Here is a 17633-nt window from a genome sequence, read left to right on the forward strand (position 1 = left end):
ATTTAGTCGTCTAATCACATTGATTTCTATCAGCGCTCTATTGAGACCCACGTGAAACCTGAAGGTCAATCATGCTCATTCTCGTGCCAATACCACCGCTCAGGCGACCCTAGCGTACAGATTGCCCAATTGGGGATTGGAACTAAAAACGCATCAATATGAGTTAAGGAATTGATCTAAATTACGAAAAAAATTAGCACCCTAAGCATCAAATCGCTTCTGATTTTTTCTGTCATTAACCATTCATTAACTTGTCAAAAAACGCTGTTACGACCCGCAGCCTACGCTTTTTTGGGGATCAAACGAGTTATTTTTAGGTGGCTTTTTTCCTTTTTTTACAAACTTCCACCCGTCAGAGTCACTCGCAGATTGCATCCCCTCCGACAGAATTACGCTCAAATTTAGGGGTGAGGGACAATTATGAGTTATCACTACGGGTCAGATGGGTCGCTAATCAAAGCAAACGGCAAAGACGAAGAAACGAGTGAGAATCAAAAAGCGCTCGAAGAAGCAATCGAAAAACTGAATTCGAATATGTCCAGCTACTCGAGTTCACAGTCACTTAGCCAGACATCGCCGTTCAGTGAAACATCCAGCCTGTTCAACGAACTCACGAGCCCAGAAATCACGCGAAAAAAGGCAGATTACTCGAGCGTAGCCGAAGGTATCTACGTGCGTCTCGATCAGGACTGGGGCACGGCGCTTTCCAACAAGTCCCTTGGCTGGATCCCTCTCACACAAGGCATTGCGAACGATACCGTCGAGCACGATGATCTTGATGGAATACGCAAGGTTACGGGAACTCATTTCACCGACCTTATCGTCGGTGATGGACAAAACAACGTTATCAAAGGCCGCGGTGGTGATGACTTGATCAATGGCCTGGACGGCAACGACAAGCTCTTCGGCGGCAAAGGCAATGATAAGCAATTCGGCGGAAGAGGTGACGACCGCGCCAAAGGCGGCAAGGGTGACGACTTCTCCGATGGCGGCGAAGGCATCGATACGCTCGTTTTCTCCGGAAATCTTGCTGACTACGAAATCGATCTGGTTGCAGGAACGGTCCGAGACTTGCGAAACAACAAGGACGGTACCGACACTTACGTCAATTTCGAATTTCTGGAATTCAGGGATCAATCGATCAGCGCCGTTGCTCCTTCGCCGGAAGTGTTCACGCTTGAGCTTCTTCATTTTGCCGATCAGGAAGCCAATGCCGCAACGATCAACAACATCGACAACCTGTCCGGTGTTCTGAACGCCTTGCGCGCCGAAGACCTCGGCGACGATGGGGTCGCCGACAACACCCTCACGCTCAGCTCCGGTGACGCGATTATTCCGGGCCTGTTCTTCGATGCATCCGCGGCCGTTTTCGGATCACAGGGCATCGCCGACATCCAGATCCAGAATGAGCTGGGCGTTCAGGCCATCGCCCTCGGCAACCACGAATTCGATCTGGGCACCGGATTGCTTGCCGGGCTGATCGACGGTTCCGCGGCGGGCGGCTTTACAGGCAGCGAGTTTGTCGGAACGGATCTGGAAGGTGCCGACTTTGCCGGCGCCCTCTTCCCGTATCTCTCCACAAACCTGGACTTCTCCACCGATCCGAACCTGGCGCCGCTGGCAACCGCAGGCGGTCAGGACACGGCGACGCTCCAGAATGTGGTCACCTCGTCTTCCATTTCCGACGTCAATGGCGAGAAGATTGCCATCATCGGTGCGACTGTTCCGACGATCCGCTCCATCTCAAGCCCCGGCGATGACCTCGGCATTTCCCCGGCCTGGGCCAGCGGCACACCGACGGACGAGGAACTGGATGCCCTCGCGGCCATCATCCAGGCCGAAGTGAACCAGCTCCTAAGCGACAATCCGGACCTCAACAAGGTCATCCTGCTGAGCCACATGCAGCAGATCAGCATCGAACAATCGCTTGCCGCACGGTTGGAGAATGTCGACATTATCGTTGCCGGCGGCTCCAACACCCGCCTCTTCGACGACAATGACCGTATCCGCGACGGCGACAGCGATCAGGGCGAGTACCCGCAGTTCATCACCAATGCCGGCGGCACCACGACGGCCGTCGTGAACACGGATGGCAACTACAAGTATGTCGGCCGCCTGGTTGTCGACTTCGATGCAGACGGCAACATCATTGCCGACAGCTACGACGAAGACGTCTCCGGTGCCTATGCCACCGATGACCAGGGCGTGGCGGACCTCAATGCCGAAGGCTTGATCGACCCGGAAATCGACGCCATCACGGATGCCATCCAGGCGCAGATCGTGGCAACCGAGTCGAACGTGTTCGGCGTGTCGGACGTGTTCCTGAACGGCAACCGCTCGGGCACGTTCACCCCGGACGATCCGGACGGCGTGCGCACCCAGGAAACCAATCTCGGTAACCTGACCGCAGACGCAAACCTGGCCTATGCCAACGAGATCATCGCGGCTGAAGGCCTCGGCGAAGACGTTGTCATCTCCATCAAGAACGGTGGCGGCATCCGCGCCAATATCGGCCAGATTGTCGTACCTGCTGGCGGTACCGAAGCGGTGCGTGTGGCGAACGAAGAGATCGTCGACGGCGACGGCAATGTGGTCAAGCCGGAAGGCGGCATCAGCCAGAACGACATTGCAACAACTCTGGCCTTCAACAACGGCCTGACGCTGCTCGATATCAACAAGGAAGAAATCAAGGCATTCCTGGAAGGCGCTGTCAGCGCGCTGCCGGACGGCGTGTCCGGCGGCTTCCCGCAGATCTCTGGCCTGAAGTTCTCATTCGACGAGACACAGACCGCGCAGACCTATGACCAGGACGGCAACATTGCGACCCCGGGCGAGCGTGTCATCAATGCAGGCATCTTCGACAACGACGGCAACCTGATCTCTGCCATCGTCCGGGACGGCCAGATTGTCGGTGATCCGGCAGAAAGCTTCCGGATCGTAACGCTGAACTTCCTCGCCAACGCTGGCGACGAGATCCTGTCGAGCCTATCCAACCCGAACCGGGTGGATCTGATCGACCTCGATGCCGACGGCGCCGATGACGAAGCCTTCACAGGCGACGCCACCTTTGCCGCTGACGGATCGGAACAGGACGCCCTGGCCGAATATCTCTTCGACAACTTCAATCCGGAAGAAGGCGGCTCCGCCTTTAACGAAGCCGACACGGGCCCCGTTGACGACGAGCGCATCCAAAACCTCACATTCCGAGAAGACACAGTCTTCGAAGGGATCGTGTTCGACGATGAAGAGGATCTGGAAGCCGCCATTGTCGCGGAGTTTGAAGGTGACAGCGGCGATCCGGATGACCCGGAAGGCGCATCCGAGGTGGTCGCACATGAAGACGGGCTGCTTTATGTCACCAATGGCGCCAATGACCGCATCGACATTTTCGACATCGCCAGCAACACATTGGCAAACACGATACCGTTGGGCGGTCTTGACGGATACGACGGCGTTCAGTCCGTTGCAGTCAAAAACGGTCTTGTGGCAGCGGCCATCTCGCGCGCTCCGGTGGAAGAAACGAACTTTGGTGTGACCAAGCTGGTCGAACAGCCGGGTTTTGTGGCTGTATTCAACGCGTCAACACTCGCGTTGATCACCACTGTCGACGTCGGCAACCTGCCCGACATGCTCACATTCAACAATGACGGCACCATGCTGCTGGTTGCGGGCGAAGGCCAGTTCAACGAAGACAGCATTGATGACGGTGTTGCGGCCAACCCGCTCGGCACCATCGCTCTCATCGATGTCAGCGACTTCTCGGCACACATTCTCGACTTTACCCAGTTTAACGGCTTCGAGGATGCGGCACGTGCAGGAGGCATTCGCATTCAGGAAGGTGTCGATTTCGCCGAGGACGTCGAACCCGAATATATCGCGGTTAGCGCCGACGGAACGACCGCCTTCGTCTCCCTGCAGGAGAACAACGCGATCGCCAAGGTCGATCTTGCGACCAAAACGATCGTCGATGTCTTCGACCTGGGCGTAACGGACTACAGTCAAATTGCCCTAGACCCGTTGGACGATGGCAACATCAACATCCGGACTTTCGATAATCTTGTCGGCTTCCGCATGCCGGATGCCATCGCCACGGCGGAAATAGGCGGCCAAACCTATGTCCTGACCGCGAATGAAGGCGACAGCCGTGACTTCGACGAGGACCGTGTCTTCGATCTGGCACAGGACGGCCTGATCGACCCGACCGTTCAGCAACAGCTGATCGACTCCGGTCAGTTGGACCTGTCCAACGAGGACTTTGGCCTCGGACGCCTTGAGGTTTCGACATTGGATGGCGACACGGACGGCGACGGAGACATTGATGTGCTTCACACCTTCTCGTCGCGCTCGTTCTCGATTTTTGATGACGAAGGTAACCTGGTCTTCGACAGCGGGTCCGAGTTCGAAGAGATCATTGCCGAAATTGCGCCCGAGCGTTTCAATTCCGACGACGGCGACGACAGTGAGAACCGCTCGGACGCCAAAGGACCGGAACCGGAGGCCATCGTCACAGGTGTGGTTGATGGCAGCGTCTACGCCTTTATCGGCCTGGAGCGCGACAGCGGCATCATGATCTACAACATCGATGATCCGGCCAACGCGTCCTTTGTGGAATACATCCCGCCGCTGCATGTCGACAATGCGGGTCCGAACGACGTTGCACGTCATGGTCCGGAAACGATCGCGTTCATTCCAGCTGAGGAAAGCACGTCCGGCAACGCCCAGATCGCTGTCGCATACGAGATCTCCGGTACCACCATCGTCTATGACATCACGTCATCAGGTGAAACAGTACAGCCCCTTGTCATCAATGAGGTCTTGGGCAGTACCACGGGCCCTGACAGCGAGTACATCGAGCTCTTCGGAACCCCGGGTGAATCGCTTGCCGGTCTCAGCCTCATCGTTGTCGAAAGCGATGACCAGTCTTCCAACGGCACCATTGATCGCCAGTTCGACTTTGGTGAGGATGCGGTGATTGGTGAAAATGGCTTCTACCTCGTCGCCAACGAGCTCGCGGAAGCGACCTACAGCGTCGATGCCGACGACAACATCCCGGATAACTTCATCGAAAACAGCTCCTACACGATCGCTTTGGTCGAGACGGCGAGCATTACCGGATCAAGTGTGACCGGTTCGGAAGTCGTCATCGACACTGTCGGCGTGAGCGACGGCGAGGATGAGAGCTTCTTCGCCTTCAACGCGCCGGTCATTGGTCCGGACGGATCGTTCTTGCCGGCAGGTGTCGGCCGCATCACGGATGGTGTTGACACCGACACGGCTGCAGACTGGTCCATCCTGGACTTCAACAACAATCCGGAAATCAACACACCGACGCCCGGTCACGATGACAACGGCGGCGGCGGCGGTGCCGAAGAAGTTGCGATCTACGAGATCCAGGGGGCTGGCCACACGTCTGCCTTTGAAGGCCAAATGGTCCTTACGTCAGGCGTTGTGACCGCTGTCGACACCAACGGCTTCTATATGCAGGATCCGGACGGTGACAACGACATAGCAACCTCTGACGGCATCTTCGTCTTCACAGGAAGTGAACCCACAGTCTCCGTCGGTGACGCCGTCGACGTTGAAGCGACGGTGTCCGAATTCACACCGGGCGGCGTCAGCACGCGCAACCTCTCCATAACCCAGCTGGTAACCCCGGTGGTCACGGTCACAGGAACGGGCGATGCAGTTGCGGCAACTGTTATCGGTCAGGGCGGCCGCGTGCCGCCGAGCGAAGTCATCGATGACGACGCCTTCGGCACCATTGCCGGAAATGGTGGTTTCGACCCCGAAACCGATGGCATCGACTTCTTCGAAAGCCTCGAAGGTATGCTGGTGACGGCGCAGGATGTTGTCGCCGTCGCGGGAACAAACCGGTTTGGAGAGATCTTCGGTGTTGTCGATCAGGGCGCCGATGCGACCGGGATCAGCGATCGCGGAACGCTCAACATTTCTCCGGACGATTTTAATCCGGAGAAAGTCCAGATCGACTTTGACAGCGGCATCCTCGACTTCGACTTCCCGGATGTGAATGTCGGTGATCAGCTTGGTGACGTGACCGGCGTTGTGACCTACAGCTTCGGCAACTTCGAGATTGCACCGACAGTCGATTTCACCGGCCAGATTGTGTCTGCGGGTCTCGAAGAAGAAACGACAGAGATAACCGCCGCTGAAGATCTCCTGACGATCGCCAGCTACAATGTGCTTAACCTCGACACGAACGATGCGGACGGCGACACTGACGTTGCCAACGGCCGGTTCACAAAGATCGCCCAGCACATCGTCAACAACCTTGGAACCCCGGACATCATCGGGCTCCAGGAGGTTCAGGACAACAGCGGATCCGCCGACGATGGCGTTGTGTCGGCAAGCGACACGCTGCAGCTTCTCGTGGACGAAATCGACAAGGTTGACGACGGCCTCGTCAACGGCAGCCTGAACTTCGCGTTCATCGACAATACATTCATCACCGACAATGCATCCGGCGGACAGCCTGGCGGAAACATCCGCACAGCCTTCCTCTATAACACGGATCGTGTTGACCTCGTTGATGGTTCTGTCGAAGCTGTTGGCGATCAGAGCGAAGGCAGCCCGTTCGAAGGTGCCAGGCTTCCACTTGCAGCGACCTTCGACTTCAGCGGCGACCAGGTGACCATCGTCAACAACCATCTGTCCTCCAAAGGCGGATCGGCACCAATCCTCGGTGTGGTGCAGCCTTTCGATGAGCGGCAGGAAGACGTCACCGTCAACGGCAGCCTGGACGAGCGTCAGGCACAGGCCGCAGCCGTAGCTGGTTTTGTTGACACGATCGCTGGTGAAGACCCGAACGCGAACATTGTCGTCCTTGGCGACATGAACGAGTTCGAGTTCATCTCTCCGATCGAGACGCTCGAAAACAGCGGGGGCGGTCTTGTAAACCTGTCGAACACCATTGACGAAGATGAAATCTACAGCTTCATCTTCCAGGGCAATTCGCAGGCGCTCGACCACATCCTCGTGAGCGAGCATCTGGCAGACAACGCTTCCTTCGACTTTGTCCACGTAAACTCCGAGTTCGCGGAGACCGATGAGCGCGCGAGCGATCATGATCCGCTGGTTGTTCAACTGGAACTGTTGGGTATCAGCGATGCAATTGTCTGATCGGCAGCTACTACGCTGAGCCGGATCAGGAAACGAAGCAGGGAGAGCGGCTGGCCGCTCTCCCTTTTTTTACCGCCTTGTAGCCTGAACACAACCAGTCCGGGCAATCAATGCCGCTGCTTCAACTGATTGACGCCCCGGGTCTCTTTCGGCCTAATGAACATGGCTCGTATGAATGTCGCCGTTGATTTGAAGGACACCTCTGCCATGGACGCGATCCCGTTTGATTATGCCGGCTACGAACCCAAGGGGGACAAGAAGAACTCGGACTTTTTCGGCGAGTACCTTCCAAAGATCTATGCCCGCAGGCAGGAAACGGGCGTCAATGATCTCGTCGGTGAGATGAATGCCATCGTTATCCAGGTCGAGGCCGGCGATGGTGTTGCGACCATGGCCGAACTGCACTGCATGACCCCCAATCGCTATCACTCGAGCTATGTTTCCAAAACACACAAGTTCCATGTGTTGCACAACAAGCCGGAGTTTCCGGCGCTCGTTTTGATGGAACCATTGTCTGACGGATACGAGGACTATATCAGGCGTCTGAACGTCCTCTATCCTCTGTCCCGGCCCAAGCCGAATACCCGCTACGTCGGCGAGATTTTCCAGTGTCCGGACACTTCCGCGCTTCGGGAGACTTTGGAAGCCCAGAGCATTCGATTTGAGTATGCGGGCGACACTGAGAACGAATTCTACACCTCTAACGGCATTCTGTTTTCGACCCCGTCCGACTTTACTGGAAACAGGATCGGCTACAGCGGTGCCGATTTCAATGATCCGCAAAGTCTGGCGCTGGGCGAACGTCTCGAACTGACAGACAGCGAAGACGCTCTGCTCAGGGAGGGAATTGCCTTTTCCGAGCAACACGGCCTCGATGAATTGATGCTCGGTTATGACCACATGGCAACGCGTATTCTTGCAGGAGAACGCGAAGACGCCATTCTGGAGTTCCAGACGATGGTGCCCTATTATTTCTGGGGCGCCTACAATATCTCGGACATGAATTCTTCGACGAACGTCAACCGGTGTCCGATCGTCAGCGATGACAAGAAATCACCTGCGAAGGTCTTCACTGCGAACAATACGCCCTCATTTGTCAATTCCTTCGAGAACCTGCCGATGCCAACGGAAAACTTTGTTCGCAATTACGGGCGCCGGATGCATCATATGGCCGTTGAAATCCTGGATGGTGACCACGCATCCGGTCAGAAAAATGTCGACTATGTGGTTGGCATCCTGGGCGAACAGGGCATCCCGTTCCTGGCACATGTCGTTGGGGAGTGTAAGGATTCACCGGATCTGAAACAGATCTTTTCCAAGCATTCGCAGCACACGCTGCTGATCACTGAATATATCGAGCGCTGCAAGGCCTTTGACGGCTTCTTCACCAAGTCCAATGTCGCGGCGCTGACCGAGGCCGCCGGCAAGGATGAGCGATACCAGCACGGCCATGTGTTCGACTAGAGAGCACTTGTCCGTATCCGCCGCTCAATTGAGATCCTTGAGCAACCTTCCGTGCTTGCGGGTCTGCCGGATGACGTCGCCGAAAGTTGCGTAACCGCGGGATGACAGGATCGGGAGCATCTTGCAAAGCGCTTCAGCCGTGGCCTGCGCGTCCCCCAACGCCGTGTGCCGGTGCTCCGGGTCGATCTTGATGTCGAGACGTTTGCACAGGGCATCCAGCGAATGCTCCTCCGTATCGCCGAACAAAACCGCTGACAGGAGGACCGTATCCAGCATCGGATGATCCCAATCCAGCCCGCAAATCCGGCCATGCCGGTTCAGGAAAGCCATGTCGAAAGGTGCATTGTGAGCAACCATGACACAATCGCGGGCAAACCCGTGAAACCGCGTCACGGCCTCACCTGCATACGGTGCATCGGCAACCATCTCGTCCGAAATCTTATGCACCTTCGTGGAAGCAGGCGGTATGGGACGTCCCGGATTTACGAGCTGATCCACCCGCTCGCCCGCCACGATTCTGCCCTTGACGACCCGAACCGCCCCGATCTGGACGATTTCATCCTTGTTCGGCATCAAACCGGTCGTCTCAGTATCGAACACAACGAACCTCAGGTCCTCAAGCGGCGTGTCCTCGATTGCGTGTTCTGCATCCTGTTCGGTGAGATCGAAGTCATAAATTAGCGGTCGTTCGGCATCTGGCGCAATATGCGCCTTGGTGCCGTCTACGAGGATCATGTAGCCGGGCACCTGCTTCAGCTTTTTGACGCGCAGTTCAAAGCGCAGGTTGCCCTGACTGCATTGCACTTTTGCCAGCACTTCGGATTTCGTCGCCGAAAGCTGCTCTGCCGCCGCACGTAGCTCGGCCTCGTTGAAATATTCAAAGACAGATGCACTGAGGCGCGGGACATGAACCTGGCCAAGAACGTCTGCGGCCTGGCCGTCGTAGAGCATGATCCTGTGGTTGGGACTGACAAGGATGATGGCGACAGGGATCTCGGTCAAAAGCATTGCCAGATGCGCTTTTTCCGCCATCAGCCGCGCCGTCTCGGTCGCGACAGCATCATCTGTCTGTGTCGAAACCTTCGTAAGTTTCCCGGTCACGGCCTCAACGGCAGGCCCAAGGTCACCAAGGAAGCGTGCGTCATGCAGATCAACCAGTGCATCGACACCGGCATGGGCACGCGTTCTTATGGTCGCAGCAAGGCGTTCGATCGGTTTGGCAACGTTTTCATCAAAGAGGAACCAGACCTGAGTGGTAACCGCAAGGATCGCAAATCCGGACAAGACCGCGGAGATTAGAAAGGCCGATCCTTCATTCCCGTCCTCCAGCCGGCTCAGCGCAAAAAAGTGCGATACCGCCACCAATCCGGCACAAAGCGTGGCAGACCCGAAGAACATCAAAAACGTACGCAGACGCAGACTGAGTGACATCAACATCATTCCACTCCGCAAATGGTTGAAACGATCGGATCACCGGATGGGACCTTGACCCACTCAGCGCCCGTCACAGCGCCATCACTTTCAAAGGAAATCCCGTCGGTGAGCGCGGCGCGCCGGTTACCGGCACAATCGGCAATGACATTTATCTTGCTCACAGGAGACCAGCGGCCAAAGAAGTAGGTTTCGCCCAGTTTTTCATCCGGGCGGTCCGGGTGCGAGCGAATGGATCGCACATCGACCGCCACAAATCGCTCCACAAACGGCTCCACATAGGTCCATGGCCTGTAGATCGCTGTGTTTTCAATTGTCTGAGCGACGACAATCCCATCAGGCAGGGCATCTTTCGTCCGCGAGAACCACCCATACTCGTTGGCGATAGTTGTGGCGATCATCGCAACACCGGCCGCAACAGGTGCGAACCAGCGCGGCAGACGTCCTCCGAGAAATCTGTTGATCAGCATCACGACACCTGCTGCCGCAATACCGGCGACAAAAGCCGCGATCAACTCGACAAACATGTCTTCCTCCCACCAAAGCTCCGGTCTTTATTCCCCGGTTTGCTTTTGAAATTTCCAGCTACCCCAGCATGCCCCGTCCGTGTCCGATAGATGACTGCATTGTCTTGACCACAACAAACGCATCCCGCAAATGACTTCGCTCAAAATCCGATAGGGTTGACGGTTGCAGGAAATTATCCGGCCTTTGCCCCAGCTTGATCAGGCCGGCCTGATGCAGCAGCCTGGTCTCGGCAATCAGATCATAGGCATCAAGCAGATCGCTGCCGCCGGACTGGCTGAGCCGGCCATTCGCGCGCGCTTCAAGAAGGCGCATTTTTGTATTCACGCCCGTAATCTGGCCCTGCAACGCATAAATTCGGGCCAGATCGACAATAGGCACCACCCCGTTGAGCTTCATATCAACCGAGTTCTTGTGCTCTCCGGATCGTATCGTCGCCAGTCCCCTGAGCAGGTTCAACGGCGGATTGTGTTTCAGCGAGTTGCTGACCATGTGAGCGACGAATATCGAATTCGCGGCAGCCGCTTTCAGCGTTCCCTCCTGCATTGAGGCATAGAGTTGAGCATGCCCCCCGATCGGGCGGAGATCGAACATCACGGAGCTCAGCATCTGGGCTTCCGGGTCAGGCTTTTCTATCCAGCCGCGAAAGTATTCCTCCCAAACATGAACCGGCTGGCACCAGCGCGGGTTCGTCGCCATCATGTCACCCGGGCAAAAGACGTATCCGCACGTGTTCAGGCCCGCGCAAACGAAGGCGGCCAGATCCGCAAAATACCCGTCCCTGTCCTGCGCGCTCACCCTATCATCAAGAAAAAGGCAATTGTCCTGATCGCTCACGCCGGTCTGTTCCTGGCGCCCCTGCGAGCCGCAAGCAAGCCACAGATAAGGTACAGGCGGCGGCCCGAGCTTCTCCTCTGCCAGGCTCAGAAGGCGTCGCGTCGCAGTATCGGCGATATCGGTAATGAGGCGTGTCACCACTTCGTGCGGGCTGCCCGCCGCAACCAATTGCAGGAGGAGCTGCGGGATATGAGCGGTTACCGCCGCCATTTCTTCAGCGGTTTTCGCGCGTGTGATCTGCCCCACCATATCTGCGGAGCTGACCGCCTGAAAACGCGTCAGGTCCGTCTGGGTCACCATCCCGACAAGACGCTTACCGTCAACGATTGGCACATGACCGATCCGCTTTTCCATCATCAAATGGAGGACATCCGTTCCTATGGCCGACCGCGGCAGCGTCAAAGGTGCGCTTGTCATGATTTCCGAAACAGGAGTTGCAACGGACCGTCCTTCGGCCAGAACTTTCCCTGCTAGATCCCGTGTGGTCGCAATTCCAAGAAGTGTTTCGTCCGGCCCCGACACGCACAGGGACGAAATATGTTTGTCCCGCATGACTCTTGCCGCTTCCTGTACCGTTGTCTCGGGACGGCAGGTAATCGGATTTCTCGCCATGAGGGTCTCAGCGCTGCTGGTCGCCAGATCCCGGCCGCGCGTCCCCGATTTGCGGGCCCGTTCAAAGAACCTGGAAAATGCCTGATGTTCGTCAATCAACTTGCGGAAATCAGCCGGAGGCAGCACAAGAAGAATAGAAGCTTCATCTGCCTGGGCTGAAGTGGCAGCAGTCCCGTCTTTCATCAGACCCCGCTCGCCGAACGTGTTTCGGTGAACGAGATGGCTGACGACAACACTGTTCTCGTCCCGGATCTTGACCGATCCCTCATATACAACGAACAGGCCCGGCAGTCGTTCTCCGAACTTGTATATGTCGGCTCCGGCTTCGACCTTCCGGATTTCGAAACAGGTGGCAAGCCTTTGCTGGACCTCATGAGACAACGCGTCATAAGGGTGCAAAGACTTCAGAAATTTCAAAACCTGGTCAATGCTCAAGGACATTCAGGCAGCCTCGAATTGAACGGAAAATCCTGTCCGGATCAAAGCCACCCGGACAGGAAATTATCATAGGCGGTGCGGACGGCTGGAGGCCAGCCGCCCATACGCGTATCAGTGGTCCTGCGCGACGCCGGCGCCGCGAGGGATGCGCACGCTTTCCACCAGCTCCTTGATTGCCTGAGGCGTCTCCTTGGTCATGCCGGAAACAATGTAGGCAATCGTGAAGTTGACGGCGGCACCGATGGCGCCGAACGATGTCGACTTGATGGGGCCAAGCAGAGGATCTGCATCCGTGAACGTGTTGGTTCCCGGAATGAAGAACCAGCCCTTGTGCAGGAAGATGTAGACAAGGGTCACGATCAGGCCTGCCAGCATGCCGGCCACGGCACCGGTGTTGTTGATGCGCGTGGAGAAGATCCCCATCATCAGCGCCGGGAAGATCGAGGCCGCTGCGAGCCCGAACGCAAGTGCCACCGTTTGTGCTGCAAACCCGGGTGGATTGAGCCCCAGATAGGTTGCCACGACAATCGCAACCGCCATCGCGACACGCGCCGAGAGGAGTTCGCCCTTCTCCGATATTTGCGGATTGAAAGCCCCCTTGATCAGGTCATGACTGACCGCCGATGAAATCGCGAGGAGCAGACCCGCCGCCGTCGAGAGCGCTGCGGCAAGACCGCCGGCTGCGACCAGGCCGATGACCCAGCTCGGCAGGTTTGCAATCTCCGGATTCGCCAGGACGAGAATATCGCGGTTGAACTTCGTCAGTTCGTTGCCGACCCAGCCCTTTTCTTCCGCGACAGCCTGCAGCTCCGCATTCTGATCGTTGTAGTACTGGATCTTGCCGTCGCCGTTTTTGTCTTCCCAATCAAGAAGACCGGTTTTCTGCCAGGTATCCATCCAGTCGTATTTCGGATCTTCGGCGATCGTCTCCACAGCAACGGCACCACCATTGATGCCGCCGTTCGGCCACATCATTTCCGTGATGTTGAGCCGCGCCATAGCGCCAACGGCGGGAGCCGTGAGGTAAAGCAAGGCGATGAAGACCAGGGTCCAGCCTGCGGACCAGCGGGCATCGGACACTTTCGGAACCGTGAAGAAGCGCATGATCACGTGCGGCAGACCTGCGGTACCGATCATCAGCGAGAGCGTGAACAGAACCATGTTCAGCGTGTTGGAATGGTGGGCTGTGTAGGAGTTGAAGCCGAGTTCCGTGACCACCTGATCCAGCTTGGTCAGAAGCGGCACACCGCTGGCAACATCGTTGCCGAAGAGACCCAGGCCGGGGATCGGGTTGCCGGTCAGCTGGAGCGAGATGAAGATTGCCGGGATCGTATAGGCGGTGATGAGCACCACATATTGCGCAACCTGCGTATAGGTCACACCTTTCATGCCGCCGAAAACGGCGTAGGCGAAAACGACACAGGCACCGATCAGGAGACCGGTCGTATTATCGACTTCCAGGAAGCGTCCGAAGGCGACGCCCACTCCGGTCATCTGACCGATCACGTAGGTTGTCGAGGCCACGATCAGGCAGACCACGGCAACGATGCGGGCGGTCTGGCTGTAGAACCGGTCGCCGATGAATTCGGAGACGGTGAACTTGCCGAATTTACGCAGGTAAGGCGCAAGCAACAGCGCCAGCAACACGTAGCCACCGGTCCAGCCCATCAGAAATGAGCTGTTGTCATAGCCCGTAAAGGCAATCAGGCCTGCCATGGAAATGAAAGATGCCGCCGACATCCAGTCCGCGGCCGTCGCCATTCCGTTTGTGACCGGGTGCACCCCGCGTCCAGCTGCGTAAAACTCAGATGTCGAGCCGGCCCGGGCCCAGACTGCGATGCCGATGTAGAGTGCAAACGAGCCCCCCACGAACAGCAGATTGATAGTGAACTGATCCATCTTGCCGGGTGCCCCTATTCTTCGTCGACGCCGTGTTCACGGTCGACCTTGTTCATCCAGAATGCGTAGAAGAAGATGATTGCAAGAAAGACCAGGATCGAACCTTGCTGCGCGAACCAGAACCCGAGATCGGTGCCTCCGACCGTGATTCCGCTCAAGAGCGGGCGCAGCAGGATGCCGAACCCGAACGACACCAGCGCCCAGATCACGAGGCTGATCGATATGATCCGCATGTTTGCAGACCAGTATCCGTTGTTGGATGAATTTTCGGACATGTCGTCTCCTCCACATCGTCCTGTTGTTTCCAGGAAACCGCGGCACCTTCCAGATCCGCTGTTTCCCGGCGACTGACCAGCCCTTTGAACAAAGGCATTCTCCCGCAATGCACAAATTGAGCACGCGTGAATTGACCGCGAGGCAGACAATCGAAGTTGCAATTCTGATCGGAGCAAAGCGCGACGAACACCGCTTCAAGGAAAATCATGCTCATCGAAAGAAAAACAGCACGAATTTCCCCGGTTATTCCAAAACACCACGATGCCTGCCTCACAAAGGCGCGCGATGACTTGAGAACAACTTTTTCAGATCGAAACTGAAAATGATCGGAACTGACGCGGGGACACTATCAGCAGATGACACCGTTTCAACACTACTTACGAATTACGCTACTTAGGTATTAGAATACGTATCTACACTAATATTCCGAGGAATTAATACTTAGGTATATGGTTAAGAAAACGCGGAATTCTGCGATTTTTTCGCCCTTCGCTGTGTTTTGCGAGGCCCGTCCGCTGGCTTGAAAGAACTTTGCTCGCTCTAAGTGCGCGTTGGAACGACCGGCCTATTGAACCATTGGATAATGCAGCGCAGCATGGAAATTTGACGCCATGCGAAATCGGCGCTGCATTTCCGGCAACATTGATGATTGATGAACGCAAACTCAACATGCGAATTCGCTCGACTTTGCGTGCGGGTCGGATGCGAATTGAGATTGGCGAAGTCACGAAACTGAAACCCGAGCGACATTTTCTGACAACAATCAGTCGTTAGACATAACTTCTCTTTTCGGGGAACAGTGAAATGCGCTTGCTTTTGACAACACTGCTGTTGACCTTGGCAACTTCGGTTTTCGCGGAACAGACACGGTTCGAAGCAACACTCGCAGGTCATGCGGTGCTCCCCGCCGAAACCCTTTTTCCAGCGCCCGCCGACGCGCCGGACGCGCTCAAGGTTTCGGGCAAATTCACGGGACCGGGGAATCGCCGCTCACGCGCGGTACCGACCCAAGGCAGTAGCCTGCCCTTTGACGGACAACCGCTTCAAGGGTTTTCTGGAATCAAGACCATCGGCGACGGCACGTATTATGTCCTGACGGACAACGGCTTTGGCGGCAAGGCAAACTCTGCGGATGCAATGCTCTATTTCTCCAGAGTAAGACCCGACTTCGACACGGGTAAGGTCGAAAGTGCCGAGCAGGTGTTTTTGAACGATCCGGAAAAGGTTGTGCCTTTCCCTTTGGCGATGGAAGCAACCGAAAAGCGATACCTCACGGGTGCTGACTTCGACATTGAAGGTTTCCAGATCGTAGGCGACCAAATCGTTATCGGCGACGAATTCGGTCCGTTCATTCTTGTTGCGGATCTTGAAAGCGGCGCAGTCACGGAGTTTCACGAAACAATCGTCGATGGCGTCACCATCCTGTCGCCGGACAATCCCTTCATTGGTTTGTCCAATCCTGATACGCCGGAAGCAAAGCAAAACGTGAAACGTTCGCGTGGCTTTGAGGGTCTCGCTGCATCAGTAGACGGGAAAACGCTTTATCCACTCCTGGAGGGTCCTTTTTGGGACGCTGAACAAGGCGCCTACGAGACCATAGCGGATGGCAGAACGGCGCTTCGGCTCCTTGAAATGGACGCGCAGACCCGCAAATGGACCGGTCGGTCCTGGTTCTATCCTCTCGAAGCGCCCGATCACGCAATAGGCGATTTCAACATGATCGACGAAACGCGGGGCCTGATTATCGAGCGTGACAGCGGTCAGGGTGACGCAGAATTTGCCTGCAAAGAGGAAGCGACCGGAAACTGTTTCAAACAGCCCGCCGCCTTCAAGCGTATCTACCTCATCGACATGGATGGTGTTGCACCCGGCGAACCGGTTCATAAGGTCGGCTACATCGATCTTCTGCGTATTCAGGACCCGAACGGGCTTGCCAGGCAGGGCAAACGGGAAGACGGTATGTTTACGTTTCCATTCGTTACGATTGAGAATGTCGATCGCGTAGATGACAACCACATCATTGTCGGGAATGACAATAACTTTCCGTTTTCGTTTGGACGCACGCTTGGGGCACGGGACGACAATGAATTCATCCTGCTCGAGGTGGTCGAGTTTTTGAAAGCGAGCGCAAAATAGCGCTTTGACGCAGCCCGCACATTGACAAAACATGTTCAGATCACAGCCTGCAAGAATCGCTTTTCCCAGACAGGTTGACGACCTCAAGAGCCGCGATCAGCCAGCAGAGGACCTGTTGAGACACGCTCTTTTGATATGCTGGCCTGTCGACTAATCCACGACACTTGAATTATTGAACACGGATTGCGTTTTTTCATTTTGAGTGTGCTGGGGTCATCGGCACTCAAACCCAGGTTTAGCCGTCGCCATGCGTTCGTCACTTGTTACCTTTCTCGTCATCATCGGTAGCTTCGTGGCTGTTGCGAACATTTATCCAATTCTGTTTCCGACCGAACTTCCGATTGGCCGGATTGCCATGCTGGAAACACCACGTGAACTTCCAAACGCGGAATTTACCGACCAAGCCGGCGTGCAGGTGGATCTGAAGGCATTTGAAGGAAGCTATGTGTTCGTGAACGTTTGGGCGACCTGGTGTGAACCTTGCCGTGAAGAGATGCCGGCGCTCGACCAACTCTCACGCGAGTTGCGTGGAGACAACATCAAGGTGTTACCCATTTCGATCGACGTGAATGGCGCCGGGGCAATCGAGCGTTTTTACAAGCGTCACGAACTTACAGACCTGCCGGTCTATATGGATCCGGCACAAAACATCATGAGAGCGCTCAACGTTGTCGGCATTCCAACAACGGTTCTGATTGGTCCGGACGGTCGCGAACTGGGGCGTATGGTTGGCCCTGCCCAATGGGATCGTCCCGAAACTGTCCGACAACTGCAGGAGATTGCCGGATCCTGAAGGCCGGCGAACAGTTTCCGGGTTCATGGACCACCTTTACATTGGCCCGCGACGCTCCGGGGAACGTGGATCGTTGAACGCGTTT

General features: G+C 56.2%; 9 protein-coding genes. 4 read left to right on the plus strand and 5 right to left on the minus strand.

All coding sequences use genetic code 11. The features are described 5' to 3' along the window. Positions 1-420 precede the first annotated feature (420 nt). Together ABVF61_RS05600 and ABVF61_RS05605 are read left to right on the plus strand one after the other, a co-directional pair. On the plus strand, positions 421-7137 hold the full coding sequence (locus ABVF61_RS05600; protein WP_353992533.1) for a choice-of-anchor I family protein: 6717 nt from the start codon (positions 421-423) through the stop codon (positions 7135-7137). Between the two features lie 162 nt (positions 7138-7299). Continuing rightward, entirely contained in the window at positions 7300-8601 is a 1302-nt protein-coding gene (locus ABVF61_RS05605; RefSeq protein ID WP_353992534.1) for a hypothetical protein, read from the plus strand. A gap of 24 nt (positions 8602-8625) precedes the next feature. On the opposite strand, the gene ABVF61_RS05610 is transcribed toward ABVF61_RS05605, so the two are convergent. The 5 genes from ABVF61_RS05610 to ABVF61_RS05630 all read right to left on the minus strand — a co-directional run bounded on the left by ABVF61_RS05610 (position 8626) and on the right by ABVF61_RS05630 (position 14618). Continuing rightward, positions 8626-10032, minus strand: coding sequence for a 3'-5' exonuclease (locus ABVF61_RS05610; protein ID WP_353992535.1), 1407 nt, complete (start codon positions 10030-10032; stop codon positions 8626-8628). Positions 10033-10037: 5 nt separating this feature from the next. Continuing rightward, positions 10038-10559 carry a hypothetical protein gene (locus ABVF61_RS05615; protein WP_353992536.1) on the minus strand — a complete coding sequence of 174 codons (522 nt, stop codon included), beginning with the start codon at positions 10557-10559 and terminating at the stop codon, positions 10038-10040. A gap of 58 nt (positions 10560-10617) precedes the next feature. Next, positions 10618-12447 (minus strand): DUF294 nucleotidyltransferase-like domain-containing protein, encoded by a 1830-nt coding sequence (locus ABVF61_RS05620; protein ID WP_353992537.1) that lies wholly within the window; start codon positions 12445-12447, stop codon positions 10618-10620. Positions 12448-12555: 108 nt separating this feature from the next. Further along, entirely contained in the window at positions 12556-14343 is a 1788-nt protein-coding gene (locus ABVF61_RS05625; RefSeq protein ID WP_353992538.1) for a sodium:solute symporter family protein, read from the minus strand. Between the two features lie 14 nt (positions 14344-14357). Continuing rightward, positions 14358-14618 (minus strand): DUF4212 domain-containing protein, encoded by a 261-nt coding sequence (locus ABVF61_RS05630; protein ID WP_353992539.1) that lies wholly within the window; start codon positions 14616-14618, stop codon positions 14358-14360. Positions 14619-15423: 805 nt separating this feature from the next. Between ABVF61_RS05630 and ABVF61_RS05635 the strand changes: the two genes are divergently transcribed. Further along, entirely contained in the window at positions 15424-16755 is a 1332-nt protein-coding gene (locus ABVF61_RS05635; protein WP_353992540.1) for an esterase-like activity of phytase family protein, read from the plus strand. 247 nt (positions 16756-17002) lie between these two features. After that, on the plus strand, positions 17003-17548 hold the full coding sequence (locus ABVF61_RS05640; protein ID WP_353992541.1) for a TlpA family protein disulfide reductase: 546 nt from the start codon (positions 17003-17005) through the stop codon (positions 17546-17548). Positions 17549-17633 lie beyond the last annotated feature (85 nt).

It is taken from the genome of Roseibium sp. HPY-6 (genome assembly GCF_040530035.1).
In the GTDB taxonomy this organism is placed as follows: domain Bacteria; phylum Pseudomonadota; class Alphaproteobacteria; order Rhizobiales; family Stappiaceae; genus Roseibium.